At 66.3% G+C, this 24,720-nt stretch carries 21 protein-coding genes; 16 read left to right on the top strand and 5 right to left on the bottom strand.

The features are described 5' to 3' along the window. Positions 1-26: 26 nt before the first annotated feature. From G9465_RS08015 to folP, 4 genes are all read left to right on the top strand, one after another. Positions 27-983: a formate/nitrite transporter family protein gene (locus G9465_RS08015; protein WP_166968771.1), complete on the top strand. Its 957-nt coding sequence runs from the start codon at positions 27-29 to the stop codon at positions 981-983. Positions 984-1,022: 39 nt separating this feature from the next. Beyond that, positions 1,023-1,559: a hypothetical protein gene (locus G9465_RS08010; protein ID WP_166968769.1), complete on the top strand. Its 537-nt coding sequence runs from the start codon at positions 1,023-1,025 to the stop codon at positions 1,557-1,559. Between the two features lie 78 nt (positions 1,560-1,637). Further along, the gene (locus tag G9465_RS08005; RefSeq protein WP_166968767.1) at positions 1,638-2,393 is read left to right on the top strand and encodes a hypothetical protein; all 756 of its coding nucleotides are present in this window, start codon (positions 1,638-1,640) and stop codon (positions 2,391-2,393) included. Positions 2,394-2,490: 97 nt separating this feature from the next. Then, positions 2,491-4,932: a dihydropteroate synthase gene (gene folP, locus G9465_RS08000; RefSeq protein ID WP_166968765.1), complete on the top strand. Its 2,442-nt coding sequence runs from the start codon at positions 2,491-2,493 to the stop codon at positions 4,930-4,932. Here folP and G9465_RS07995 read toward each other — a convergent pair. Next, positions 4,925-5,107, bottom strand: coding sequence for a hypothetical protein (locus G9465_RS07995; RefSeq protein WP_166968763.1), 183 nt, complete (start codon positions 5,105-5,107; stop codon positions 4,925-4,927). The two genes, folP and G9465_RS07995, sit on opposite strands and share 8 nt — an antisense overlap. A gap of 138 nt (positions 5,108-5,245) precedes the next feature. On the opposite strand from G9465_RS07995, the gene G9465_RS07990 reads away from it, so the two are divergent. Further along, entirely contained in the window at positions 5,246-5,854 is a 609-nt protein-coding gene (locus tag G9465_RS07990) for a class I SAM-dependent methyltransferase (protein ID WP_166968761.1), read from the top strand. On the opposite strand, the gene G9465_RS07985 is transcribed toward G9465_RS07990, so the two are convergent. Together G9465_RS07985 and G9465_RS07980 are read right to left on the bottom strand one after the other, a co-directional pair. Beyond that, positions 5,851-7,698: a DEAD/DEAH box helicase gene (locus tag G9465_RS07985; RefSeq protein WP_166968759.1), complete on the bottom strand. Its 1,848-nt coding sequence runs from the start codon at positions 7,696-7,698 to the stop codon at positions 5,851-5,853. The two genes, G9465_RS07990 and G9465_RS07985, sit on opposite strands and share 4 nt — an antisense overlap. A 59-nt stretch (positions 7,699-7,757) precedes the next feature. Further along, a complete protein-coding gene (locus G9465_RS07980) occupies positions 7,758-8,816 on the bottom strand; it encodes a glycosyltransferase family 4 protein (protein WP_166968757.1) in 1,059 nt (352 codons plus the stop codon). Between the two features lie 81 nt (positions 8,817-8,897). On the opposite strand from G9465_RS07980, the gene G9465_RS07975 reads away from it, so the two are divergent. Together G9465_RS07975 and G9465_RS07970 are read left to right on the top strand one after the other, a co-directional pair. Continuing rightward, the gene (locus tag G9465_RS07975; protein ID WP_166968755.1) at positions 8,898-10,697 is read left to right on the top strand and encodes a S9 family peptidase; all 1,800 of its coding nucleotides are present in this window, start codon (positions 8,898-8,900) and stop codon (positions 10,695-10,697) included. Between the two features lie 147 nt (positions 10,698-10,844). Beyond that, positions 10,845-11,333 (top strand): NUDIX hydrolase, encoded by a 489-nt coding sequence (locus G9465_RS07970; RefSeq protein ID WP_166968753.1) that lies wholly within the window; start codon positions 10,845-10,847, stop codon positions 11,331-11,333. Here G9465_RS07970 and G9465_RS07965 read toward each other — a convergent pair. Next, positions 11,330-12,388, bottom strand: coding sequence for an NAD(P)-dependent glycerol-1-phosphate dehydrogenase (locus G9465_RS07965; RefSeq protein WP_166968752.1), 1,059 nt, complete (start codon positions 12,386-12,388; stop codon positions 11,330-11,332). The two genes, G9465_RS07970 and G9465_RS07965, sit on opposite strands and share 4 nt — an antisense overlap. Before the next feature lie 158 nt (positions 12,389-12,546). Here G9465_RS07965 and G9465_RS07960 point away from each other — a divergent pair, with 158 nt between their 5' ends. The 3 genes from G9465_RS07960 (at position 12,547) to G9465_RS07950 (ending at position 17,660) form a co-directional block, all read left to right on the top strand. Further along, positions 12,547-15,093, top strand: coding sequence for a glycoside hydrolase family 3 N-terminal domain-containing protein (locus tag G9465_RS07960; RefSeq protein ID WP_166968750.1), 2,547 nt, complete (start codon positions 12,547-12,549; stop codon positions 15,091-15,093). A 130-nt stretch (positions 15,094-15,223) separates the two neighbouring features. Beyond that, positions 15,224-16,318, top strand: a complete 1,095-nt coding sequence (locus tag G9465_RS07955; protein ID WP_166968748.1) for a TrmB family transcriptional regulator sugar-binding domain-containing protein — start codon at positions 15,224-15,226, stop codon at positions 16,316-16,318. A 277-nt stretch (positions 16,319-16,595) separates the two neighbouring features. Beyond that, complete coding sequence (locus G9465_RS07950) at positions 16,596-17,660, top strand: hypothetical protein (RefSeq protein ID WP_166968746.1); 1,065 nt, start codon at positions 16,596-16,598, stop codon at positions 17,658-17,660. 35 nt (positions 17,661-17,695) lie between these two features. On the opposite strand, the gene G9465_RS07945 is transcribed toward G9465_RS07950, so the two are convergent. Further along, complete coding sequence (locus G9465_RS07945) at positions 17,696-18,682, bottom strand: NAD-dependent epimerase/dehydratase family protein (protein ID WP_166968744.1); 987 nt, start codon at positions 18,680-18,682, stop codon at positions 17,696-17,698. Positions 18,683-19,012: 330 nt separating this feature from the next. On the opposite strand from G9465_RS07945, the gene G9465_RS07940 reads away from it, so the two are divergent. The 6 genes from G9465_RS07940 (at position 19,013) to glpR (ending at position 24,549) form a co-directional block, all read left to right on the top strand. Next, entirely contained in the window at positions 19,013-20,335 is a 1,323-nt protein-coding gene (locus G9465_RS07940; RefSeq protein ID WP_166968742.1) for a substrate-binding domain-containing protein, read from the top strand. 50 nt (positions 20,336-20,385) lie between these two features. Then, positions 20,386-21,315, top strand: coding sequence for a carbohydrate ABC transporter permease (locus G9465_RS07935; protein WP_166968740.1), 930 nt, complete (start codon positions 20,386-20,388; stop codon positions 21,313-21,315). Positions 21,316-21,317: 2 nt separating this feature from the next. Next, the gene (locus G9465_RS07930; RefSeq protein WP_166968738.1) at positions 21,318-22,238 is read left to right on the top strand and encodes a carbohydrate ABC transporter permease; all 921 of its coding nucleotides are present in this window, start codon (positions 21,318-21,320) and stop codon (positions 22,236-22,238) included. 6 nt (positions 22,239-22,244) lie between these two features. Beyond that, the gene (locus G9465_RS07925; RefSeq protein ID WP_166968736.1) at positions 22,245-23,375 is read left to right on the top strand and encodes an ABC transporter ATP-binding protein; all 1,131 of its coding nucleotides are present in this window, start codon (positions 22,245-22,247) and stop codon (positions 23,373-23,375) included. A gap of 2 nt (positions 23,376-23,377) precedes the next feature. Beyond that, positions 23,378-23,551 carry a hypothetical protein gene (locus G9465_RS07920; protein WP_166968734.1) on the top strand — a complete coding sequence of 58 codons (174 nt, stop codon included), beginning with the start codon at positions 23,378-23,380 and terminating at the stop codon, positions 23,549-23,551. A 218-nt stretch (positions 23,552-23,769) separates the two neighbouring features. After that, positions 23,770-24,549: an HTH-type transcriptional regulator GlpR gene (gene glpR, locus G9465_RS07915; protein ID WP_166972968.1), complete on the top strand. Its 780-nt coding sequence runs from the start codon at positions 23,770-23,772 to the stop codon at positions 24,547-24,549. Positions 24,550-24,720 lie beyond the last annotated feature (171 nt).

Genomic DNA, 24,720 nt, shown 5'->3' with positions numbered 1-24,720 from the left:
CAAAAGCGGTCGTAAACCGTGGGTCTATGCCGGACGATACTGACCGGGAAACGGCAGTCCGTGACGCCGTCGACGTCTCACAGAGCGGAGCACCGGCGGGTGGGCACACCATCCGCGACAGGTTCTCGGCCGACGAAATATTCCAGCGCATCGTCGTCGCGGCAGACGAAGAGATTACCGCCACCACGCGGGAACTGTTCTTCAGCGGACTTGCCGCGGGGTTTGCCATCACCGTCACGTTCCTGCTGTACGCGTCGCTGTACGCGTCGACGGACGGCGACCCGGTTCTGAGCGCGCTGCTTTACCCGCTCGGGTTCGTCTTCATCATCCTCGGGGACTACCAGTTGTACACCGAGAACACGTTGCCGCCGGTCGCGCTGACCCTCGAACGGCTGGCGAGTCTGCCGTCGTTGATGCGCATCTGGGGACTCGTCCTCCTCGCCAACCTCGCGGGCGGGTTGCTCGGTGCGCTCGCGCTCTCCTCGACCGGCGTGCTCTCGCCGGCGGCGGCCTCGGCGGCAGAGGGGTTCGCACAGAAGGCCATCGAGACGCCCTGGTGGACGCTGTTCTCGAAAGCGGTGTTCGCCGGCCTCATAGTCGCTGGCGTCGTCTGGGTCGACTACTCGCTTCGCGACAGCATCTCGCGACTGGCGCTCGTGTACGTCTCGTTTCTCGCTATCCCGTTCGGGAACCTCTATCACGTCGTCGTCTCCGCGACGGAGATGCTGTATCTCGTCTTCAACGGCGAACTCGCGCTCTGGGTCGGCGTCTCGCAGTTCGTCGTCCCCGTCCTGCTGGGCAACTCTATCGGCGGCGTAGTGTTGGTCACCGTCGTCAACTACTTCCAGACGACTGAACGGCGGCTGGCGTCGGCCCGCGAGGCCGGAAAGAAAAACCGGCTCACGGTTCGCGAGTGGGTGCTTGGTGGCTTCTCCGATTCTGGTCGGTCCTACGTTCCCGTCAACGGACACGACAGGGACTGATGACCAAACCCATATGCCCCGTCTGTGACTAGTGGGACTGTGAGCTGGGTCTCGGAAAACCGCCACTGGCTACTGTTTGCCGGCGTCGTCCTGTCGACGCTGGGCGCCGTCGGCGTCGCCGCCGTCGGCCTCGTAGCGACCCTGTCGACGCTCCTGACCGGGGGCCCGATTCTGGGTATCGTCGCCGCGTGGATTCTCGGGACGCTCGTCCTCGCCGGCCTCGACGTGGTCTGTCTCGCCGCGCTCCTCTCGGAACTCGCCAGTCGGGCGTCTATGCCGAAAAGCCAGCGCGCGGCCGGTTTCTTCCGTCGCGTCGAGTCGGTCCTGCCGCCGCTCGCCGCACTCGGCCTCGGCGACCGGTTCGAACCGTCCGTCGAAGCGCGGCGCGCCGAACTCACCGAACGCTACGTCGACGGGGACCTCTCGGAGGCGGAACTCGAAGCGGAACTACAGGCGTTACTGGACGAGGACGGACGGGCAGGGTCCGGTCCCGTCGAGACCACGCGCGAGAGTGCCGTCGACGCGGCCAAACAGCGTGACCTCGCCGACGACCGAGAGGTCGAAACGGAGACGTAGCGACTCAGTCGCCGGCCGTCGGATGGCCCCGGACCGCGGTCACGCGGATTTAAATCGCGTCCGGCCGTCGTTCGTGGTATGGGCGACTACACGATTCTCCGTGTCGACGTGGACGCCGGCGTCGTCGCGCGGGTACTGGACGCGGTTCCCGGCGTCGCCGTCGCCGAGGCCGAGGCGTCGACGGTGGCCGACGAGGCGGTCGCAGGGACTGCGCCCGCAGGCAGTCGGGGCACCACGGCGGAGACAGAGTGCGGCCCGGACGCCGACACAGGGGCCGAGGAGGAAGCGCCGTCGGCACTCCGTGAGTGGGGGCTGCTGGGAGTCGGCGTCTCGCTGGTCCTCCTCGGGATTGCGACGGTCGGTATCTGGTGGTACCGCCGACGTGACGGTGGCGACGACGGGTCCCTCGCGGGTGGGGAGACACCACCGCCGACGACGAAGGTCGACCGACCGACGGCAGGGCCGTCCGACAGGGAGACGGCGGCCGCCGAGTCGAGTCCGGAAACTGAGGGCGTCCACGAGACACCGGCCCCGGACGACTCGTCGGCCGAACACGGCGAGTCCGTCTCCAGTACCGTTCTCGACGAGGAACCGACGCCCGAGGACGCCGAACCGAACGGACGGACCGAGGACCGCTCGAACGTCGAGTGGGCCACGAAGGACGCGCGCGACCGGCAGACCGAGTCCGAGAGCGGCGACGCGGAGACGGTCGACGAACCGACGCCGCGGCCCGGTGGGACCGTCGACGTCGCGCCGTTGCTCGGCGTGGCCTTCCTCGCGGTGAGCGGGGCCGTCGTCCGCTGGATACAGGACGACCGGCGAGACGAGCAGTAGGGGCCTGTTGGCGACGGCGCTCGGCCGAGTTGGCGGCCTCGTTCGATGCGTACACCGGTCCGACAGGCTAAAGCGCGCGGCTCCGATTGTTCCGGGTATGGAGTTCCACGAGGCCGCGAACTTCCTCTTCGAGTTGCGCCGGTTCGCGTCACGGGCCGGCACCGACGCCACGCGGGGCCTGTTGTCCGATATCGACGACCCACACGAGGGTCTTCGCTGTGTCCAGATCGCCGGCTCTAACGGGAAGGGCTCGACCGCCCGGATGGTCGAGCGCGCCCTCCGGGAGGCCGGACTGGACGTCGGCCTCTACACCTCGCCGCATCTCGACGACGTACGCGAACGCATCAGAGTCAACGGACGGAAGGTACCCGAGGCCGCGCTCGTCGAGTTCGTCGAGACGGTCGAACCGTACGTCACCGAACGGGGTGCCGACGGGGAGTCACCGACCTTCTTCGAGACGCTGACCGCCTTCGCCCTCTGGGAGTTCGACCGACAGGACGTCGACGTCGCGGTACTGGAAGTCGGCATCGGCGGGCGATACGACGCCACCAGCGTCGTCGACCCCGTCGCCAGCGCCGTGACGTCGGTCACGCTAGAGCACACACACATCCTCGGGGATACCGTCGAGGAAATCGCCCGCGACAAGGCCCACGTCGCGCCCGACGACGCGTCGCTGGTCACCGGGGCCACGGGCGACGCCCTCGCCGCGGTCCGCGAACAGGCCGGCGACGTGGTGACCGTCGGCGGCGGCGACGACGTCGACGTGACCGTCACCTACGGCGGTCGCGACGGCCTCGAAGGTGCGGTCACCGTCGACGGTCCGGACTGGCACGTCGACACCCACCTCCCCCTGCTTGGCGAGCATCAGGCCCACAACGCCGGTATCGCGGCGACGCTCGTCCGGCAGGTCGCCGACGTGACACAGGCGGACCTCGAACGCGGCCTGCGAAACGCCCACTGGCCCGGTCGCTTCGAGGTGATGGGCGAGGACCCACTGGTCGTCCTCGACGGCGCACACAACCCCGGCGGCCTCGAACGCACCGTCGAGACGCTCGACTCGTTCGACTACGACGACCTGCACGTCGTCGTCGGTGCGATGGTCGATAAGGACCACGCGGGCGCCGCCGAGGCGCTGTCGGCGGCCGACCACGCCGTCGCCTGCGAACCGAACGTCGACCGGGCCGAGAGCCCGGCGGTCGTCGCCGAGGCGTTCCGGTCCGCAACCGATGCGGACGTCGAGACGCGCCACGACGTGGCCGGTGCGCTCGGGGTGGCGCTCGACGCGGCCGACGACGGCGACGCCGTCCTCGTCACCGGGTCGCTCTATGCGGTCCGGGAGGCCCGTACGCGCTGGGCGCGCGCGATGGTTCCCAAACGCGTCGACTCGATCTCGGAGTCCCGCGAGACAATCAAGGCCGCCCACGTCACCGACGCCGGCGCGTGGCGGATGCGCGGGAAGGGCGTCCACCGCGTCCTCCGAACTCGCGTCCAACCGCGGCAGGCCCAGTACCTCAAGGAGGAACTGCTGTCGCTGGGCGGTGAGTGTGCCATCTCCGGGCTGAACGATCAGGACGAGGAGCGCGTCGACGTCGTCACGATGGCGACGATGGCCCAGTACCGACGGCTGACCGACAAACTCGACGGCCAGCCCTACGGCCTCTCGACGTTCGCCGACGAACTTCGCGAGGCTCTGGACATCCAGCAGCCAGACGACGCGCGTGGCTATCCGTGGGAGGACGGCACCGCCGTCATGGGCATCCTCAACATCACGCCGGACTCGTTTCACGACGGTGGGGAGTACAACGCCGTCGAGGACGCCGTCGCCCGCGCCGAGCAGATGGTTGCAGACGGCGCGGACATCCTCGACGTCGGCGGCGAGTCCACCCGGCCGGGGGCGGACGTCGTCCCGGTCGCGGAGGAGATAGACCGCGTCGTCCCCGTCGTCGAGGCCCTCGCCCACATGGACGTCCACGTCTCCGTCGACACGCGGAAGGCCGCCGTCGCGCGGGCGGCCCTCGACGCGGGCGCGGACATCCTCAACGACGTCTCCGGCCTCGAAGACCCCGAGATGCGACTGGTCGCCGCCGAGCGCGACGTCCCCGTCGTCGTGATGCACTCCATCGAGACGCCGGTCGACCCCGACAGTGACATCCACTACGACGACGTCGTCGAGGACTGCATCGACCAGTTGACCGAACGGGTGTTGCTGGCCGAGAAGGCCGGACTGGACCGCGAGCAGATTCTCGTCGACCCCGGCATCGGCTTCGGGAAATCGGCCGTCGAGAGCTTCGAACTACTGGACCGACTGGCGGAGTTCCGGGCGCTGGGCTGTCCGATTCTGGTCGGTCACTCCCACAAGTCGCTGTTCGGCCTCGTCGGCGAGGACCCGGGCGACTGTCTGGAGGCGACCATCGCTGGGACGACCCTCGCGGCCGAACGCGGGGCCGACGTCGTCCGGGTCCACGACGTGGCGGAGAACGCCGCTGCCGTCAACGTCGCCGAGGCGGTCCGTGACCCCGAGCGCTCCGACACTAACTGAACCCGACCACGAGGTCGCAGTTCGCACAGTGCCAGAGTGTGACCGTCTCGTCGCCTGCGACAGTTACCCTCCCGTCGTCGTGGATACGCACCCGGTGGACGCGGCGGCCGGCCCCGAGGTCGTCTGCCCGTTCGACCTGCGCGCCGCAGTCGGGGCAGGTCATAGCGGGGACCATGACCGGGCTTGGTCGTACAGACATATAGTTACAGCTTCTAGCGACTGAGGTGTTCAGATCCGGCGGCGCTACGTGCATAGATTTCACACGACATCACATAGGCAAAAAGCACTTATCGGCCGCTCCTCCAGCCACGGTATGAACCAGCGGGACGTCGTGAGGGAGGGGTACGACGAGATAGCGGCAACGTACGCGGCCGAGCGAGATGGAGAGGGGCGCGAACGTGCCCTCGTCGAACGACTCGCGTCGACTCTCGGCGATGGGAGTCTCGTCCTCGATGCAGGCTGTGGAGCGGGTACGCCAGCGACCGAGCTCCTCGCTGAGCGACACGACGTGCCCGGTCTCGATATCTCACGCGAGCAGTTGCGGACGGCGCGCGAGCGAGTCTCGAGCGCCGGACTCGTACAGGGTGACCTCGCTCACCTCCCGTTCGGTGACGGGACGTTCGACGCCGTCGTCTCCTATCACGCGGTCATCCACGTTCCCCGCGAGGAACACGCCGCCGTCTTCGCCGAGTTCGAGCGCGTTCTCCGGCCGGGCGGGCACCTGCTCGTCGCGGTCGGGGCCGAGGCGTGGGCCGGGGAGAACGACGACTGGTTGGACACCGGCGAGCGGATGGCGTGGAGTTTCCACGGCGTCGATCGGAACCGTGAGTTACTCACAGACGCCGGATTCGAGATAACGGATGTCGAGGAGATACCCGACGAACTCGGCGGAACGTTCGCCATCGTACGGGGCCGGGCCTAGTCCTCGGCTACGGGCGGGTCGACGGCCTCGGTCTCGTTCACGCGGATGCCCTTCGAGGCGAGGTGGCGCATCTGCCGGCGGACGAAGTCCTCCTCCGTCGTCCCCCGAGTGGCGAGAATGACCATGCGCGCGTCGCCCGCGGGCCGCATCGTCCGCCCGGCCCGCTGTGCCCCCTGCCGCCGGGACCCGCCCAGTCCCGAGGCGACGATAGCGAGTTCGGCGTCGGGCAGGTCGATTCCCTCGTCGCCGACCCGCGAGACGACCAGCGTGTCACGTTCGCTCCGACGGAACTCGTCGAACAGTCGCTCTCGCTGGGCGTGGGGGGTCTCGCCGCTGATGAAGGGCGCGTCGATGGCCTCGCTGATGGCCTCGCCTTGGTCCAGATACTCGACGAACACCAGCGCCTTCGCGCCCGGCTGTTCGGCGAGCGTGTACCGTATCTCGTCGACTTTGCCGGTGTTGCTGGCGGCGGCCTGTCGCCGGTCGTGACCCGACGTGGCGGCGTACTCCGAGCGCTCGCCGTCCTCGCCCCACGGGACCAGCCGAATCTCGACTTCGGGTTCGGCGACGTAGCCCTCGTCGAACAGTTTGCCCCAGTCGGTGCCGATGGGCGGGCCGACGAGCGTGAATATCTCCTCCTCGTCGTCGCTCTCGCGGGTCGGCGTCGCCGTCAGGCCGAGGCGGTGTTTGGTCTGGAGGTCGGCGCTCCGGCGGTGGATGGGACTCGGGACGTGGTGGACCTCGTCGTAGACGATGAGCCCCCACTTGCGCTGGTCGAACAGTTTCCGGTGGCGGTCCATCCCGGCGGTGCGGTAGGTGGCGATGGTGACCGGGCGAATCTCCTTCGTCCCGCCGTGGTACTCGCCGATGTCGGCGTCGGAGAGCGACGTGTGTCGGACGAGTTCGTCGTGCCACTGCGTCGCGAGTTCCCGCGAGGGGACGAGAATCAGCGTCTCGCCGCCGATAGCCGCCATCGCTCCCATCGCCGCCACCGTCTTGCCGGACCCCGGTGGCCCGACGAACACGCCAGAGCCCTGCTCGGTGAACCGCTCCACCCAGTCGGCCTGATAGTCCCGCAGGCGAAGCAGGAGGTCCATCTCCAAGGCGTCGCCCTCCTCCAGTTTCCGGTCGTCCCGGACCGGATAGCCCGCCTCGTACAGCGTGCGCTTTACCTCGGCGGTGGCGTCCTCGTTGACCCACGCCTCGGAGTCCGAGATGGGCGCCCGGAGGGTGTCCTCGGCGAGTTTCTGCCGGGCGACGTTGCCCATCAGGTCGTCGCTGTCGGCTTCGAGGACGACGTAGCCGTCCTCGTGCGTGTAGAGACGGAACTTGCGGGCGCGCTCCCACTGGCTCGTCACCCACTCTTCGAGGTGAGGTGAGCGCTCCCCGAGAACGTCGCGCATCGTCGCCAGCAATCCGTCGATCGACTCGTGGGGGGCCGCCCAGATGTCGGCTTCGCGAATCTCGTAGACGTAGCCGCCCGACCGATTGGAGTCCTGTAGGCGGGCGAACTGCGAGAGTTGCGCCCGCGTGAACTGGTCGGGGTGTTCGACGACGACTTCCCGGCGGTCCGGAAACAGGACGACCCGTTCGCGGTCGGTCACCTCGGCGACGTCGGTCGGGTACCAGACGGCGTCCGTCTCGGCGACGTCCTGTCGCTGGATGTCACCGTCGGCGGCGAGCGCTTCGAGGGCGTCGCGGGCCTCGTCGGGGGTCAAGTCGGTCTTCCGGGAGAGTTCCGTCGCAGTCAGATGTGGCCGACCGACGGCGTCGATGGCGTCGTACACCGCGTCGAGTTCGATAGTCGTACCGGCCGTCTCGTCGGCTGGCTCCTCTGCTGTCACTACAGGCAGGGACGGGCCAGAGGGGCAAACGGGTTTCGTCTGGGCGGTGCACCCCCCTCTCAGAAGAACCCGTACGCCTCGACCAGTCGCTCGTACAGCGACTCGTACTCGCCGCGCACCGCGTCGTGGTCGAAGGCCGCCAGCGACTCGTCGACGGTCCGCCGTTCCATGTCCGCCGAGGCGACTATCTTGTCGGCTATCTCCTGCGGATTCGTCACGCGGAAGGCCCGGTCGCGCTGTTCGACGAGTTCGTGCGCGCTGGACCCGGCCTGATACTCCACGATGCCGATACACCCGGCGGCCAGCGCCCACAGGAGGTCCGTCGCGAAGTACTCGCGGAACGCCGTCTGGACGAACACCTGCGCGCCCTTATAAATGGAGACGCGCCGCTCGCGGTCACACGCGCCGACGAACTCCACGCGGTCGTCGATTCGGAGGTCGGCGGCCTCCTGTTCGTAGACCTCGCGCTTGGGTCCGTCGCCGACGACGGTGGCAGACCAGTCCTTCTGGCGGAGTTCCGCGAGGGCGAGGAACAGCGACTCCATGTTCGCGCTCTCGTCCAGCGGATGGGCGTACACCACGTCGACTTCCTCGGCCGGGTCGGCCTCGCGGACGAGGTCCATGTCGATGCTCTCGGGGACGATGGTCGTCCGGTCGTCGGGCGCGCCGGCCTCCCAGAGACCGGTTTGGACGAGTTCCGAGGGGGTGACGAACTGGTCCGGAGCGCGGAGCGACCAGTCGGTCCGGCGGGCCTCGGGCAGGGCCTCGTCGCCGTACCACTCGACGACCAGCGGCGCTCGGGAGAGCGTCCCGCCCAGCGAGGCAGCGAGCAGCACCGACGGCGGCGAGGGCACCGCGTGAATCACGTCGGGGCGGTAGTTCGCGAGCAGTGCGGGCAGACGCGTACAGAACGAGGGGACGGTCGGCGAGACGGTGACGGCGCGGTACGTGACCTCCTCGGGGGCGAACCGCTTGCCGTAGCCGTCCCACCACTGTGAGCAGAACACGGACACTTCGTGGCCGGCGTCGGCCAGTTCGCCGGCGACGCGTTCGATTCGGCGTCGACCTTCGGTGTCCCGGTAGTGACTCGTCTCCATGGCGACGACCGCGACACGCATACCCATCGTCTCGGTGGGGGTTCTCAAAAAGCCACCCGTTCGCCGGCAAGGGTTTTGGTCGCGCCACTCCTCGGGAGAGGCGTGTACGACTACGACCTCGAACGCTACCTCAACGTCCGCAGCGCCTACGGGGCCTCCATCTCCCCGGAGGGAACGCTGGCCTTCCTGATGGACACGACCGGCGTCGGACAGGTCTGGACGCTGTCCGAACCCGGCGGGTGGCCGGACCAGCGGACCTTCTACGACGAACCGGTGAGTTTCGTCGACTACTCGCCGACCCGCGAGGAACTCGTCTTCGGGATGGACGAGGGGGGCAACGAGCGCGCCCAACTGTACCGGCTGGACGACGACGGCCGGGTGACCGAACTGACGGCGATGCCCGACGCCAAACACCGCTGGGGTGGCTGGCGACCCGACGGCGAGGCGTTCGCGTTCGCCTCGAACCGCCGCGACGAGGCCGTCTTCGACGTGTACGTACAGGACCGCGACGCCACCGGTGACGATGCCGAACTGGTGTACGAAGGCGACGGGTGGTTCACCGTCTCCGGGTGGTCGCCGGACGGTCAGCACCTCGCCATCAGCGAGGCCCACTCCAGTTTCGACCAGGACGTGTACGTCCTCGACGTCGAATCGGGCGACCTGACGCACCTGACGCCACACGAGGGGAGCGTCCGGTACACGAGCGTCTCGTGGGGCCCCGAGGGCGGCGCGCTGTATCTGGTCACGGACGAGGGACGCGACACGCTGGCGCTGGCACGCCTCTCGCTGGAGGGTGACCTCGAAACCGTTCGTGACGACGAACAGTGGAACATCGACGGCGTCGCCATCGACCAGGACACCGGCCGCCTCGCGTACTCCCGGAACGTCGAGGGCTACAACGAGATTACGGTCGGCGAGTTCGACGGACCGACGACCGTCGAGGCGTTCCCGTCACCGGACCTGCCCGGCGGCCTCGCCGGCGGCGTCGCGTGGGGGCCGGAAGCCGAGGAGTTCGCCGTCAGCGTCACCGGCCGCACCGTCAACACGAACGTCTTCGTCGTCGACGCCGAGCGCGGCGAGAGCGAGCGCTGGACGGACGCGTCGACGGCGGGCATCCCACAGGAGACGTTCGTCGAACCCGAGGTGGTCCGCTTCGAGAGCTTCGACGGCCGCGAGATTCCGGCGCTGTTCTCGCTCCCGCCGGCGGCCGAGAACGACGGGAGCACCCCCGTCATCGTGGACATCCACGGCGGCCCGGAGAGCCAACGCCGCCCCTCCTTCGCCGGCCTCACACAGTACTTCCTCTCGCGGGGCTACGCCGTCCTCGAACCGAACGTCCGCGGGTCGACGGGCTACGGGAAGGCCTACACGCACTTAGACGACGTAGAGAAGCGGATGGACTCGGTGAAGGACATCCGCGCCGGTGTCGGCTGGCTCCACGACCACCCGGCGGTCGACCCGGACCGCATCGTCGCGATGGGCGGGTCCTACGGCGGGTTCATGGTGCTTGCGTCGCTGACGGAGTACCCCGACCTGTGGGCCGCGGGCGTCGACGTCGTCGGCATCGCCAACTTCGTCACCTTCCTACAGAACACCGGCGAGTGGCGCCGCGAACTGCGCGAGGCTGAGTACGGGTCGCTGGCCGAGGACCGCGAGTTCCTCGAATCCGTCTCGCCCATCAACAAGGTAGAGCGCATCACCGCACCGCTGTTCGTCCTCCACGGCGCGAACGACCCGCGGGTGCCCGTCGGCGAGGCCGAGCAGATAGCCGACGAGGTGGCCGACCACGGCGTCCCCGTGGAGAAACTGATATTCGACGACGAGGGCCACGGCATCAGCAAGCGGGAGAACCGCATCGAGGCGTACACCCGCGTCGTCGAGTTCCTCGACGAGCACGTCTGACCGGGCGCGTATAGACCGGCCTCGCGAGCGACCGCCGGACTGCGGCCGGGTGGAGTCGACAGTCCCATCGCAGTCTGTCGGTCTCCAGCGTATCCGCACCGAGAGCGATTGATTGGGTTTATACGCGGTCCGCCCCAGCCACGCGGCATGGACGTATCCGACCGCTCTCGGGCCCGAGTCGAAGAGCGACTGAGCCGGCTCGACGCGGAGTTCGGCTCGCCGGCGGTCACGCAGACGACGTTCGAGGTGGACGAAGAGAGCTACGAGCGAGCGGTCGAGCGGTCCCGCGACGGCCAACTCGACGTCCACGCCATCGTCCGCGACGAGGACGGCGCCGTGATGCTACGAGAGGGCGACGGAGAGTGGATGCTCCCGCGTGGACAGACCCGCCCGGACGAAGACCTAGAGACGGCGGCAAAGCGCATCGTCCGAGACGCCGCCGGCGTCGACTGTACCGTGACGGACGCGGTCAGAGCGACCATCTCCGGCGTGCGAAACGGTGACGACGAGTCGGCCGAGACGGTGTATCGACTGAGCGTCGTGTTCACTGCAGAACTGACCGAAGCAGAAGGCCAGCGGGGCGACGAGGCGGTCCGGTGGGACGCGAACCCCGACGCGGTCGGCGAACTCGTCTAGACGACGCCCGTGACCGTCGCGGCCTCGATGGCGGCTTCTTCGCTCATCCCGTCGCCCAGAATCGTGTACCGGTCGCGAATCTCGTGGGCCGTGGTCAACGCCTCGATGACCGTCTCGCGGTCGATGCCGAGGTCGTCGGCCGTCGTCGGGGCGCCGAGCGCGCCGAGCGCGTCCCGGACGTCGCGCCAGCGCCCCTTCGGCCCGCTGTGGAGGTACTCCGTCATGATTGCCCCGACGCCGACCTGATGGCCGTGGAGCGCGGCGTTGGGTGCGATGCGGTCGAGTTGGTGCGAGAAGAGGTGTTCGGCGCCGCTCGCGGGCCGGGACGACCCCGCGATGGACATCGCGACGCCGGAGGAGACGAGCGCTTTGACGACTATCCACGAGGACTCTTCGAGTCCCTTCTTGATGGAGCCAGCGTTCTCGACGAGCATCTCGGCGGTCATCTGCGAGAGGGCACCGGCGTACTCCGAGTACGGGACGTTCTTCAATCGATGTGCGAGTTCCCAGTCGCGGACCGCCGTGTAGTTCGAGATGATGTCGGCACACCCGGCGGTGGTCAGGCGCCACGGGGCCTCGGCGAGGATTTCGGTGTCGGCGACCACCGCAAGTGGCGGTTCCGCGGCGACGCTGTGGCGGGTGTCGCCCTCCGGGACCGAGCCTCGCCCGGAGACGATGCCGTCGTGGCTGGCCGCCGTCGGGACGGAGACGAACCCGAGGCCGAGGTCGTCGGCCGCCATCTTCGTGATGTCGATGGCCTTCCCGCCGCCGACGCCGATGGCGAACCCCGCGTCGACCTCCTCGGCGTGGGCGATGACGCGCTGGACGGCGTCGAAACTCGCCTCTTCGATGACGATTTCGGCCGGGTCGTACCCCGCCGCCGCGAACTGCTCGACGACCCGTTCGCCCGCGACGGCGTGTGGCGTCGGGCTGGAGACGACCAGCGGCCGACCCGAGAGGTGGAGTTCCTCCACGGCGGCGAGCGTCTGGTCGAGCACGCCGTGCCCGATGACGACGTTCCGCGGGAGGCGTATCCATGTAGATTTCTCGAACATACCCCAACTCCTCCCCGTGATGGGAAAATTGTTTGTCCTCACACGGCACTGCGGGCGGTTTGTTCCGAGCGGATGTAGCGGATACAAACGCTTTGGCAGTCGTCTCACCAGTAATTACCAGAAACAATTATTAACGTCCCCGGGTGGCTGCGGACGGGATGACACGAAACCCAGACACGGCTGACGACACCGGCGCGGAGACGTCCCGGCGGACGTTCATGAAGGCGACCGGAGCGGCGACGGCAGCGGCGGCGGTAGGCACCGGTGCCAACAGCGCTGTGGCACAGACCGACGGCGACGTAGACGCGATTCTGAACGACCTAACGCTCGAACAGAAGGCGGGGCAGATGACGCAGGTGGCTATCAGTTCCTTCGAACCCGATCCCGGGGAGTCGAACGTCCCAGACAGTTTCGGCGTCGACACCGTCGGCGAGTACTTCAGCGAACTCGGCGTCGGGTCCGTCCTCTCCGGCGGGGCGGCCCCGCCAAGTTTCGACGGAAGCGAGGTTGTCTCGGGCATCAACGCCTTGCAGGAGTACAACCTCCGGAACGCCGACCACGGCGTCCCGTTCCTCTACGGCGTCGACGCGACGCACGGCAACGCCCTGCTAGCGGGCGCGACCGTCTTCCCCCAGCGACTGAACATGGGGTCGACGCGCGACGTCACACTCGTCGAACGGGCCGAGCGTCACACCAGCGACGCCACGGCGTCGATGGGCGCTCACTGGACGTTCGCGCCGACGACGGACCTCCAGCGTGACCCCCGGTGGGGCCGATTCTTCGAGGGCATCAGCGAGGACCCGAAACTCGAAGGCGACATGTCTCGGGCACGCACCCGCGGGTTAGAGGACGACGACCGACTCACCGCGTGTGTCAAGCACTTCGGCGCGTACTCCATCCCGAACAACGGCAACGACCGCGCGCCAGCGTCCACCTCGCTCCGAGACCTCCGCACGAACGTCCTCCCGCCGTACCGCGAGGCGTTGCAGGCCGAACCCGGCACGGTGATGGTCAACAGCGGCGCGGTCAACGGCAAACCGGCCCACGCCTCCCACTGGCTACTGACGCGGATGCTCCGGGAGAACTACGGGTTCGAGGGGGTGGTCGTCTCGGACTGGGACGACCTCGACCGGATGCTGACGAACCACGACTACGCACCGACCTTCCGGCAGGCGACGAAAGAGGCCATCAACGCCGGCGTCGACATGTACATGATAGGCAACGGTGGGAACGCCCCCGGTCCCGTCGAGTACATCGACACCGTCGTCTCGCTGGTCGAGGACGGCGAGATACCGATGGCACGCATCGACGAAGCGGTACGGCGGATTCTCGAACTCAAAGTCGACCTCGGCCTGTTCGCGGAACCGACCGTCGACGAGTCCCGCATCGACGGCACCGTCGGCGGCGCACAGGAGACGTCCGAGCAGTTGGCACGGGAGTCGCTGGTCCTCTTACAGAACGACGACGACACGCTCCCGCTCTCGGGTGACGAGAACGTCCTGCTGACCGGCCCCGGCGTCGACGGCGACGGGAACAACACGCGGGCGCTGATGCAACACGGTGGCTGGACGCTCGGGTGGCAGGGGCCGAGTGCCGGCGGCCCGTTCCCGCGACAGCGTCTCCTGACCGAGGAACTTCGCACCCGGGTCGGCAGTCTCACCCACGTGCCGACGACGTACGAAAACACCACGTGGTGGGCCGGACAGGGCGACGGCGAGAACCAGCAGAGCGACGAGAACGGGGAGTTCGAGTTCACCGACGAACAGGAGTCGGCCGTCCGGTCGGCCGCACCCGGCGCCGACGCCGTCGTCGTCGTCCTCGGCGAAGGGAGTCACAACGAGGGCTTCGGCGACAGAGACGAACTCGTCCTCGACGAGTCACAGCAACGACTCGTCCGGGTCGTCTCCGAGACGACGGCCGACTCGACGCCCGTCGTAGGCGTCCTGCTGGCCGGCAGTCCCCGCGGTGGCCCCGAGACGTTCGCGCACCTCGACGCACTGCTGTTCGCCGGGCAACCCGGGAGCGACGGCGGCGCGGCCATCGCCGACGCCCTCGTGGGCAACTACAACCCGTCGGGCAAGCTCGCGTTCAGTTGGCCGGGCAACGCCGGGACGCCGGTGGGGACGACGCCGGTACAGTACAACCGCTACCCGCCGACGTCGACGGGCGGGACCGACAACGCTCCGCTGTTCGAGTTCGGACACGGGCAGAGCTACACCACCTTCGAGTACGGGACCGCCTCGCTGTCCCGGACCACCGTCGGGAATCCGGCGAACCAGTCCGAGGTGACTGTCAGCGTCGACGTCACCAACACCGGTGAGATGGCGGGCGACCACGTCGTCGAGGTGTTCAACACCGAGTCGTACGGGTCGGTCCTCCAGCCGATGCGTCGACTGCTGGGCTACGAGCGCGTCTCGCTCGACGTCGGCGAGACGAAGACGGTCGACGTGACGGCCGACCTCACCGCACTGGAAGTCGTTCCCGGTGACATCCTCGGCGTCCAGCCGAAAGTCGTCGAGGCCGGCGACTACGAACTCACGGTCGGTCGGGACGGCCCGACGACGACGCTGACGGTACAGAACACGGGAAGCATCACCGACTCCGATCCCGTCCCCGGACGCTACGACATCGACAACGACGGTGACGCCGACATGGCGGACGTGAAAGCGCTGATGCAGGGCATCAGGACCCGCGACGACGACTGACGAGCGGGGCGGCCCACCCAACAGCGAACTCGCGTCGTCGTACACGGGTCGACCAAAGACTAAAGTACTGGAGAGAGGACGGGGCTACCGGTGCAGTGCCCCGTTGGCACCCAGTACAACGGACCAAACGATGCCGAACAAACCAGATATAGATGCGGCGACCATACGCGGGAAACTCCAGCAGTACGGCTTCTCGGAGACGGCAGCGGAGACGTACCTCGCCGTCGTAGAGCGCGGGTCGGCGACGGCCAGTACCGTCGCAGAGGCCGCCGGGGTCTCGACCAGTTACGTCTACGACGTCTGTGACGACCTCGCGGCCGACGGCTTCGTCACCGTCGAGGACCACCGGACGCCGACGGAGATACGAGCGGTCGACCCCGCCGACGCGTTCGGGCGCCTCAAGAGCGACCTCGACACGCTGGAGTCGGCCGTCACCGCTCGGTACCAACAACACACCGGCGAGGAGGACACGTTCGAAGTCGTCAAGTCTCGGCCGACGATGGACAAGCGACTGGAGAGCCACATCGACGCGGCCGACTCGGAGGTGGTCCTCCAGTTACCGGCCCAGCGACTCCCGACCGTCGCGGACGCACTCAAGCGGGCGCGGGACCGAGACGTCCTGGTCCTCCTCTCGCTGAACGGCGACCCGAACCACGGTCCGAGAGGTGCCCTGAAGACGTCCCCGGAGGGGGACGCCGACGGCATCGCCAGCGTCGTCCGGTCCGGCCTCGCCGGCGGGCCGTCGCTGCTCGCGGCCGACCAACGGCGCGGGTTCGTATCGCCGGCGACGCTGTTGAGTTGGGACCACGACGAGACTCGCGCAATCGCGTTCCGGCAACACGACGTCGCCTCCGTGCTGGTCGGGTCCTATCTGGGGAACTACTGGCCCATCGGCGAGGAACTGCTCGTGGCCAGACCGCCGTCGCTCCCGGTGACGTACCGGATGTTCCGCCCCATCGTCTTCGCCGTGACGTTGCAGTTGCGGGCCGGCAACGACGTCGCCGTCGACCTGTACGCCCGACGGGTCGGTACCGACGACTCCTTCGAGACTATCAGCGGCACCGTCGTCGACGTCCGGCAGAACCTCGTCTCGCCGGTCAACAGCGACTTCGGGTTCGAGAACTCGCTGATAGTCGACACCGGGTCCGAACGCATCAGCGTCGGCGGGGTCGACGCCTTCCTCGAAGACTACGAGTGCAAACAGGCGACCGTCAGGCCGACCTAACGCCAGATTACTCCGACACACTGTCCACGGCCACGTCGACCCGCTCTCTGTCCGGACGTCTGTCACAGATGCGGTAACTGGTGCCAAACTATACTGTCAAGTAGCGATATCTTTCCAGTCGAGGCGGGCGTCTGGGTCGCCAGCACCGCCGACGCACCTCAGCAATGATAGCGATACACGTCGAATCGAGCGGTCAGGTACCGACAACGGGTCCGACGAGGCGAGGCGTCCCTGTGACGACGTGGCTGTCCCCGAACGAACACGTGCGGAGCCACCCATGCTAGGGACGCTGTTACAGGTCCCGGTTCTGGGCATTGAGTTCTCGACGCTCGTCATCCTCTTTATCGCCGCGTTCGCCGGGGGTGCCTTCGGTGCGGCACTCGGGGCGCTCCCGGCGTTCTGTTTCACCGGGTTCATGGTCATCGCGGGCGAGGCCGCCGGGTTCGCGCAAGCCGAGCTGGCCGGGAACGTCACCGGACTAGTCGCGTTCGGCCCGGTGTTTGCCCCCCACATCTCCTTTGCCGGCGGAGCGGCCGCCGCGGCCTACGCCGCCAGAGAGAACGAGATGGGTGCCGGCTTCGACTACCACAACGCGAAAGCGATTACCTTCGCGCTCGGCACCGAACCGAGCCACCTCGTCGTCGGTGGCCTGTTCGGCATCGCGGGGATGCTCATCACGCAGTTCTCCGCGGCGCTCGCGCTCCCGTGGGACCCAATCGCTATGGGCGTCACCCTCAGCGCCCTGCTCCACCGCGTCGTGCTGGGCTACTCCATCATCGGCGTCGTCGCCGGTGACGGCCTCTTCGACATGACGCCGTTCGAGCGCGGCGAGAAACGGTCGGCGGGCGTGGTCGGCGGCGACGCGGACAAACCCGGCAAGGAACGGTTCGCCGTCGAACCGTGGCTCCCCCACCAGTACAAGTGGACCGGCGTCGCCCTCATCGGACTCGTCACCGGCATCCTCGGCGGCTACATCTGGTTACGGACCGGGAGCTACTTCCTCGGGTTCGGCATCAGCGCGGCCTCGCTGACGTTCCTCAACCTCGGCGTCGAGAAGATTCCGGTGACACACCACATGACGTTGCCGGGGTCGACGGCCGGCGCCGCCGTCGTCGCCAGCGACCCCGCCGCCAGCGGCATACTGGTCGTGGTCGTCGCCGCAGTGTTTGGCATCTACGGCGCGCTGCTGGGCGAGGTGTGGCAACGGATATTCTACGCGCACGGCGACACGCACTGGGACCCGCCCGCGGCGGCTATCACGCTCGCGACGTTCACTATCGCGGTGCTGTCCATCGTCGGCGTCTTCCCCGGGTCGGCGTGGGTGCCGGCCCTCGGGTTCTGACTCGTCGGGTCCCGTCTTCCGTCTTCCGTCGCGCCTCACTCGGTGAGGTCGTCGAGTAGCGCGATCTCCGTCTCTCGGTCCGGGCCGAACTGACGGCCGGTTCGCTCGTTCTCCCGGTGTTCCGCGACCGTTCGCTGGAGCGCGAGTCGCTGCGGGGTCGACGACCAGCCCAGCGCCCTGAGTTTCGCCGTCTCCAGTACGTGTGGCGAACTCCGGTACATGGGGAAATCCTGTGGTTCGAGGCCGTTGCGCGCGAGGTCGCGCGCGGTGGCCCCGACAGTCTCGACGCCCGTCTCACAGGTCTCTGCCAGCAGGTCTATCCACTGCCCCAGCATGGGTGCGTGTTCGTCACCGACGTTGTAGGCCTCGCCGGCCGCACCATTCTCTGCGACGATACGGAGCGCACTCGCGACGTCCTCGACGTAGGCCATCTGCCAGAGGCTCAGACCGTCGCCCGGGACGACGATGCGGTCCGCTACGTCCACCCGGTCCACCCAGTAGGCGAACCGTTCGGTGTAATCGTGGGGGCCGTAGACGACGGTCGGCCGGACGCTCATCGCTCGGACACCCGCCTCGGCGGCCGCGAACACCGCCCTGTCGCCCTCGGCTTTCCGCGGCCCGTAGGTCTCGGCGCTGTCGGTCGTGGCCTGCTCCTCGGAACACGGTTCGAGCGCCGTGTCGTCCTCGCGTTTCGGGACTCGCTCCTCGCCGTAAGCCGCTCCGCTGGAGACGTAGACGTACGCGTCGGCGTCGGCGAAGACGTCCGTCGCGGCCCGGACGTCTGCCGGGAAGTAGGCCACGCAGTCGACGACCACGTCTGGGTCCACAGCGTCGGAGGCTGCTTCGAGCGCCGCCCTGTCGCGGCGGTTGCCCTCGAAGTGAGTCACGGACTCGTCGTCGGCGAAGGGGTTCTCCCGCGTCCCCCGGTTGAACATCGTCACGTCGTAGTCGGCGTCGCGGAACTCCGCGACGGTGTGGCGACCGATGAAGCGCGTCCCGCCGATGACGAGTACGTCGTCCATACCGGCGTATGGAGCGGCGGCGTCAAAACGAGTTGGGTGACAGTCGGACGTCCCGCTGACCCGAACCGAGCGCGACTGCCGTCGGCGACCGACTCGACGAGTCGTGCACATTTTGTTCACCCGTTCACGCCATATGCACGATATCGCTCACGCCCCTCAGCAGTCGCCGCCGAGGGAGCTCGCCCCAAAAATTGCCCAAATCTGCGTATTTGGTCCGAATTACGGCATTTTAGATATAATTGGACACGCGTTACGTAATACTTCGTAGTGATTATGTGTGAATAATAACCCACATAATTTATTAACCATGCCCAAATTGTGTTCATTTGCATGCAGCGACAATCCAAGCGAACTCGGCGACGGTTCATCAAAGGTGCAGGCGCTATCGGCACGGTCGCACTCGCGGGGTGTGGCGGGAACGGTAGTTCGGACGGCGAGAGCGGGTCCGACGGGTCCGGCGAGACCACGGGGACCGGCACGGAGTCCATGGCCGACAGTATCGTCTTCTACAACGCCGGGAGTCTCAAGTACGACCCCGGGACGGAGGCGAACATCAAGCGATTCGAGGACGAGACGGGCATCTCCGTCGAAGTCAACGAGGTGCCGTGGAACAACCTAAAGACCAGCCTCACCACCATCTGGCGGAACAAGGACGCGACGGTCGACGCCTTCAACGGCCCGACGTGGTGGCTAGCGGACTTCGTCGCCTCCGACTGGCTCGAACCGCTCGAACTGGGCGACAGCCACATGTCTAACTTCCCGAAGAACCTCCAGGACCTCGTCACGCTGGACGGGAAGACGTACATGGCCCCCGAGTTCGGCAAGTGGGGGACGTACCTCTACGACCAGACGCACTTCGAGGAGCAGGGCGTCAGTGAGGCTCCGCAGACGTGGGACGAAGTCGTCTCCAAGGGCCAGCAGTTGAAGACCGAGAACACGTCGCCCTTCGCGTTTACCTGGTCGAACAAGAGCGTGTTCACGTTCAAGCAATTCCTCTACCAGGCGGGTGGCCAGCTGTTCAACGATAGCAACGAGCCCGTCTTCGTCGACGGAGGGATGGACGTCATGGATTTCTTCACGAAACTCCGCAAGCAGGACCTGATTCCCGAGGGCATCTCCAGTATGGGCGAGGGTGGCGCTGGCGACACGTTCATCGCCGGCCAGCTAGCCTCCGTGGAGTCGTGGACGCCGCTGGGCGCACGTGCACTCGACGCCGACGGGTGGGGCAAGGACCGTCTCGCCAGTGCGAAACCCCCGAAAGGTCCCGACTCTCGTGCGACGTTCCAGGACACGAACGGTATCAGCGTCTCGGCGTTCTCCGAGAAAAAGCGGGCTGCCAAGAAGTTCGCTCAGTTCATGACGACGACGAAGTCGTCGAAGACGAACATGAAGGTGGAGGGCAACCCCGCGGTCATCCCGTCGGTGTACGACTCCGAGGAGATCCAGAGCCAGTACCCGTCGTGGCTGCTCGAGGACATGAAGTTCAACCTCGAACACGCAAAGAGCGAGACGTATCTCGCCCAACCACAGGTCGACGACTACCTCGCCGAACAGATCACGCCCGCGCTTCTGGGCGACAAGGACCCACAGAAGGCTCTCGAGACGGCACAGAGCAACATCGAGCGGCTGTATCAGGACATCGGGTTGCTCTGACCGGGACCCGTCACAGAATCGCCAGCTAATCACACAGCGACCCTCACCACATGTCGACAGAAAAACAATCACTGCGACGCAAACTCGACCGGCTGTTCGTACCCCTGACGGTCGGCCCGACGATGCTCTGGATAGCCGGCATCATCGTCTACCCGACCCTGAAGTTACTCTGGAGCAGCGTCTTCTGGACGAATCCGATAACCAGTCAAAAAGAGTTCGTCGGCCTTCGGAACTTCAAACGACTCATCTTCGCCGAGGAGAGCAGCGGGACGTTCCTCGGCCTCGCACCGGATTTCGTTTCGATTACCTGGCACACGTTCGTCTACGTCGGGCTGAGCGTGAGTATCTCGTTCGCGCTGGGACTGGGCATCGCGCTCCTCCTCGACAAAGACCTCAAGGGACGTGGGTGGTTCAGGACCGCCGTCATCGTCCCGTGGATTCTCCCCTACGTGATGAGCGGGCTGATGTGGCGCTGGATGTTCAATTCGGAGTACGGCGCCATCAACGGGATACTCACCCAATCCGGCCTCCTGTCCAGCAAAATCGCGTTCTTCTCGGACGGGACGCTGTCGATGATGGCGCTCGTCATCGCGGACATCTGGGTGTTCACGCCCTTTATCATCATCATCCTGCTCGCGGGGCTCCAGAACGTCCCAGAGCAGTTGTACGACGCCGCCGAAGTCGACGGCGCCGGGAAGATATCGCGCTTCGTGAACGTCACGTATCCGTTCCTGAAGCCGTCTATCCTCGTTGCCCTGACCATCCGAATCATCTTCGACATCCGCGCGCTCGACCTCGTCTGGGTCATGACCCAGGGCGGCCCGGGGAAGTCGACGGAAGTCTGGGCCTCCTGGCTCTACCGCACCGCACAGGTATTCAACCGCCCCGGAGAGGGTGCAGCACTCGGTGTCGTCCTGCTCGCGGTCACGTTCATGATCGTGGCGCTGCTGTACAGAGTCTTCGGTGAGTCACCCTACTAACAATGAGCACGAAACAATCCACCCTCGGTCAACTGATCGCGGCCCTCGGACTGGACACCGAGAACGAGTGGTCCCATGTCGTCCGTGAGCGCCTCGTCGCGTACGGACTGTTGGGACTGTACGTTTTCGTCATCTGGTTCCCCATCTACTTCATCTTCATCACGAGCATCAAACCGACGTCGGCGGTGCTGGACATCCCGATATCCTTCGTCCCGACCCAGCCGACGGTCAGCAACTACGTCGAAATCTTCCAGAACCGGCCGTTCGAACTGTACACGCTGAACAGCCTCATCGTGGCGAGTACGACAACCGTCATCTGTGTCACGCTCGGGACGGTCACCGGCTACTCGTTCTCCCGGTACGACTTTATCGGCAACAAGACGCTGTTGCTCTCTATCGTCGGGGCGCGGATGATTCCGCCCATCGCGCTCATCGTGCCGTTCTTCAGCATCATGTCGAACCCGCCGCTCGTCGGCGGCCTGACCGGGAGTCTCTACGACACCCGAATCGCGCTGATACTGACGTACACGTTCTTCAACCTCCCCTTTGCCGTCTGGATAATGAAGAACTACTTCGACGGCGTGCCCGAGTCGCTGGACGAACAGGCCCGTATCGACGGCTGTTCGCGCTGGGAAGGGTTCGTCAAGATCATCCTCCCGATGGCGAAACCCGGCATCGCCGCGACGGCGATTCTCGCCTTTATCTTCTCGTGGAACGAGTTCGTCTTCGCGCTCGTTCTCACCTCCTCCGAGCAAGCACAGACCCTGCCCATCGCCGTCTCGCTGTTCGTCGCCGACGACTTCGTCGACTGGGCACACCTCGCCGCAGGCGGGATGATCGCGGCCCTGCCGGGCATCCTGTTCGGCCTGTTCTTCCAGCAGTACATCGTGAGCGGACTGACCCAAGGAGCTGTCAAGGAGTAATCAACAATGGCACACGTAGAACTCAACGACCTCGTAAAGGAATTCGACGACGTCACCGCAGTCGACGGCATCTCGCTGGACATCCCCGACGAGAGCTTCACCGTCTTCGTCGGCCCCTCGGGGTGTGGCAAGACGACGACGCTTCGTCTCATCGCCGGCCTCGAACGCGCCACGGACGGGGAGATTCGCATCGGCGACGAAGTGGTCAACGACCGGCGCGCGTACGAACGGGACATCGCGATGGTGTTCCAGAACTACGCGCTGTACCCCCACAAGACCGTCCGCGAGAACATGCGCTTCGGGCTGGAACAGCACGACACGCCCGAGGACGTCATCACGGAGCGGGTCGCCGAAGCCGCAGAGCTACTGCAGATACAGGACTTGCTCGAACGCAAGCCCTCGGAGCTCTCCGGCGGCCAACAACAGCGCGTCGCGCTCGGCCGAGCCATCGTCCGTGACCCCGCGGTGTTCCTGATGGACGAACCGCTGTCGAACTTGGACGCGAAGCTCCGCGTGCAGATGCGCGCGGAACTCAACAAACTCCACGAGGAGCTATCGACGACGACGGTGTACGTCACCCACGACCAAGTGGAAGCGATGACGCTGGCCGACCAGATCGCCGTCATGGACGACGGGCAGATACAGCAGGTGGGCGCGCCCACGCACGTCTATTCGAACCCGCGCAACATGTTCGTCGCCGGGTTCCTCGGGTCCCCCAGCATGAACTTCATCGAGGGGACGCTCGAACGCGACTCCGCAGAGAAGCTACAACTCGACATCGGGACGGACACCCACGATATCCCCGACGAGTTCGCCGACGAACTGGAGGCGTATCTGGACGACCAGGTCGTGCTGGGCATCCGCCCCGAGAACATCTCGCTCAATCAGGACGGCATCGCCGCGAACGTCCACCCCGCCACCGTACAGGTCGTCGAACCGCAGGGCGAGAAGACGGTACTCGAACTTGACCTCGACACCGGCCAGACCATCAAGGCCGCCGTCGACCCGGACACGACGGTCCAGATGGGCGACAGCGTCAACCTCAGATTCGACCGCGACTCGCTCCAGTACTTCGACCCCCAGACCGGGGAGTCCCTGACGCACGAGGCGAAGTCCGAGCAGAAACTGACCGCCTGACGATGCGACCAGACACCACCCGTAGCCTGTCACGCGTTACACTGGCTGCGTTCGGCATCGCCGGGATACTGGCGGCTATCGCCGTGTACGACTACGCGACTGGTGTCCACGGCGGCGCTATCGTCAGCAGCCTTGGGACAATCGTCGCGACGCTGTTTGGGGTCCTCACCGAGTAATATGAGGGACCATATTTATGAATACGACACAGACTGTGAATATAACGACGTGCGGCGGACGAGGATGTCCGTCGTAGACGTATGCAAGACCGAATGTACCGATTCCGTCGGTGGAGCCTCCCGGTGTCGAGAATGTCGATTATAAACAAGGCTATACGCGTCGCTACTATAGCTACGAACCGACAACCGGCGCGTTCGATACGGAATAACTCGTGACTATGTTGCCCGAGGAACGACGAAAAGAGATAGTTCGAAAAGTAAACAGCAGTGACAGGGTCACAGTCGAAGAACTCACCGAGACGTTCGGTGTCTCGGGGGCGACGATTCGACGCGACCTGGCGTCGCTGGCCGAAGACGGTCTCATCGAGCGGTTCCACGGCGGTGCGCTCCCTGCCACGAACGGACGGGAGGACGTTACGGACACCCGAGTGACGAACAGCGTCGAGAATCCAAACGGGAAACGTGCCATCGCCGAACGGGCGGTCGAAGAGTTGAGCGACGGCGACGCCGTCTTTTTCGACACCGGCCAGACGACGATGGAAGTAGCGAGAGAGCTTCCGGAGTCGGTGTCGCTCCTCGTCGCGACGAACTCCCCGGAGAACGCGTTCGAACTCCGGAAAGCCTGCGGTGAGGTGAAAGTCGTCGGTGACTCGCTCCGACCGACATCGGATGCCCTCGTCGGTCCGAGCGGCGAGTCGTATCTGCGCAAGACGAACTTCGACATCGTCTTTCTCGAAACCGACGCCATCCAACAGGACGGGAGCCTCTCGGTGTCGAACGAGGACGAGGCCCGTATCAAGTCCTTGCTGGTCGACGGCGGCCATCGCGTCGTCCTCGTCGCTGACGGGAGCAAACTGGGCCAGCAGAGTTTCCGTGAGTTCGCCACCGTCGACGACATCGACGTGTTCATCACCGACGTCGCGCTGGGCGAGGATATGCAGGCCGTCTTCGACCGGGCCGGCGTCGACGTCGTCGACAATCTGGTCGTCGTGAGCTAACAGTCGGGTTTCGAAGCGGCCGTTAGCCGACCTGCGTTCTCGGCCCGGATAGACGAGCGTGGCGCGTCGTCCGCAGCGTGACGGTACGTAGCCGTCCTCGCAGCGGCCGGGAGAATCGTTCTCGTCTGCTGTCTGTCCCGCGGAGAGCGAGCGAGACGTCTCGAAAACCGA

Source organism: Haloarcula sp. JP-L23 (genome assembly GCF_011602445.1).
Lineage (GTDB): Archaea > Halobacteriota > Halobacteria > Halobacteriales > Haloarculaceae > Haloarcula > Haloarcula pellucida.
This window is presented reverse-complemented; position numbering and strand designations above follow the sequence as displayed.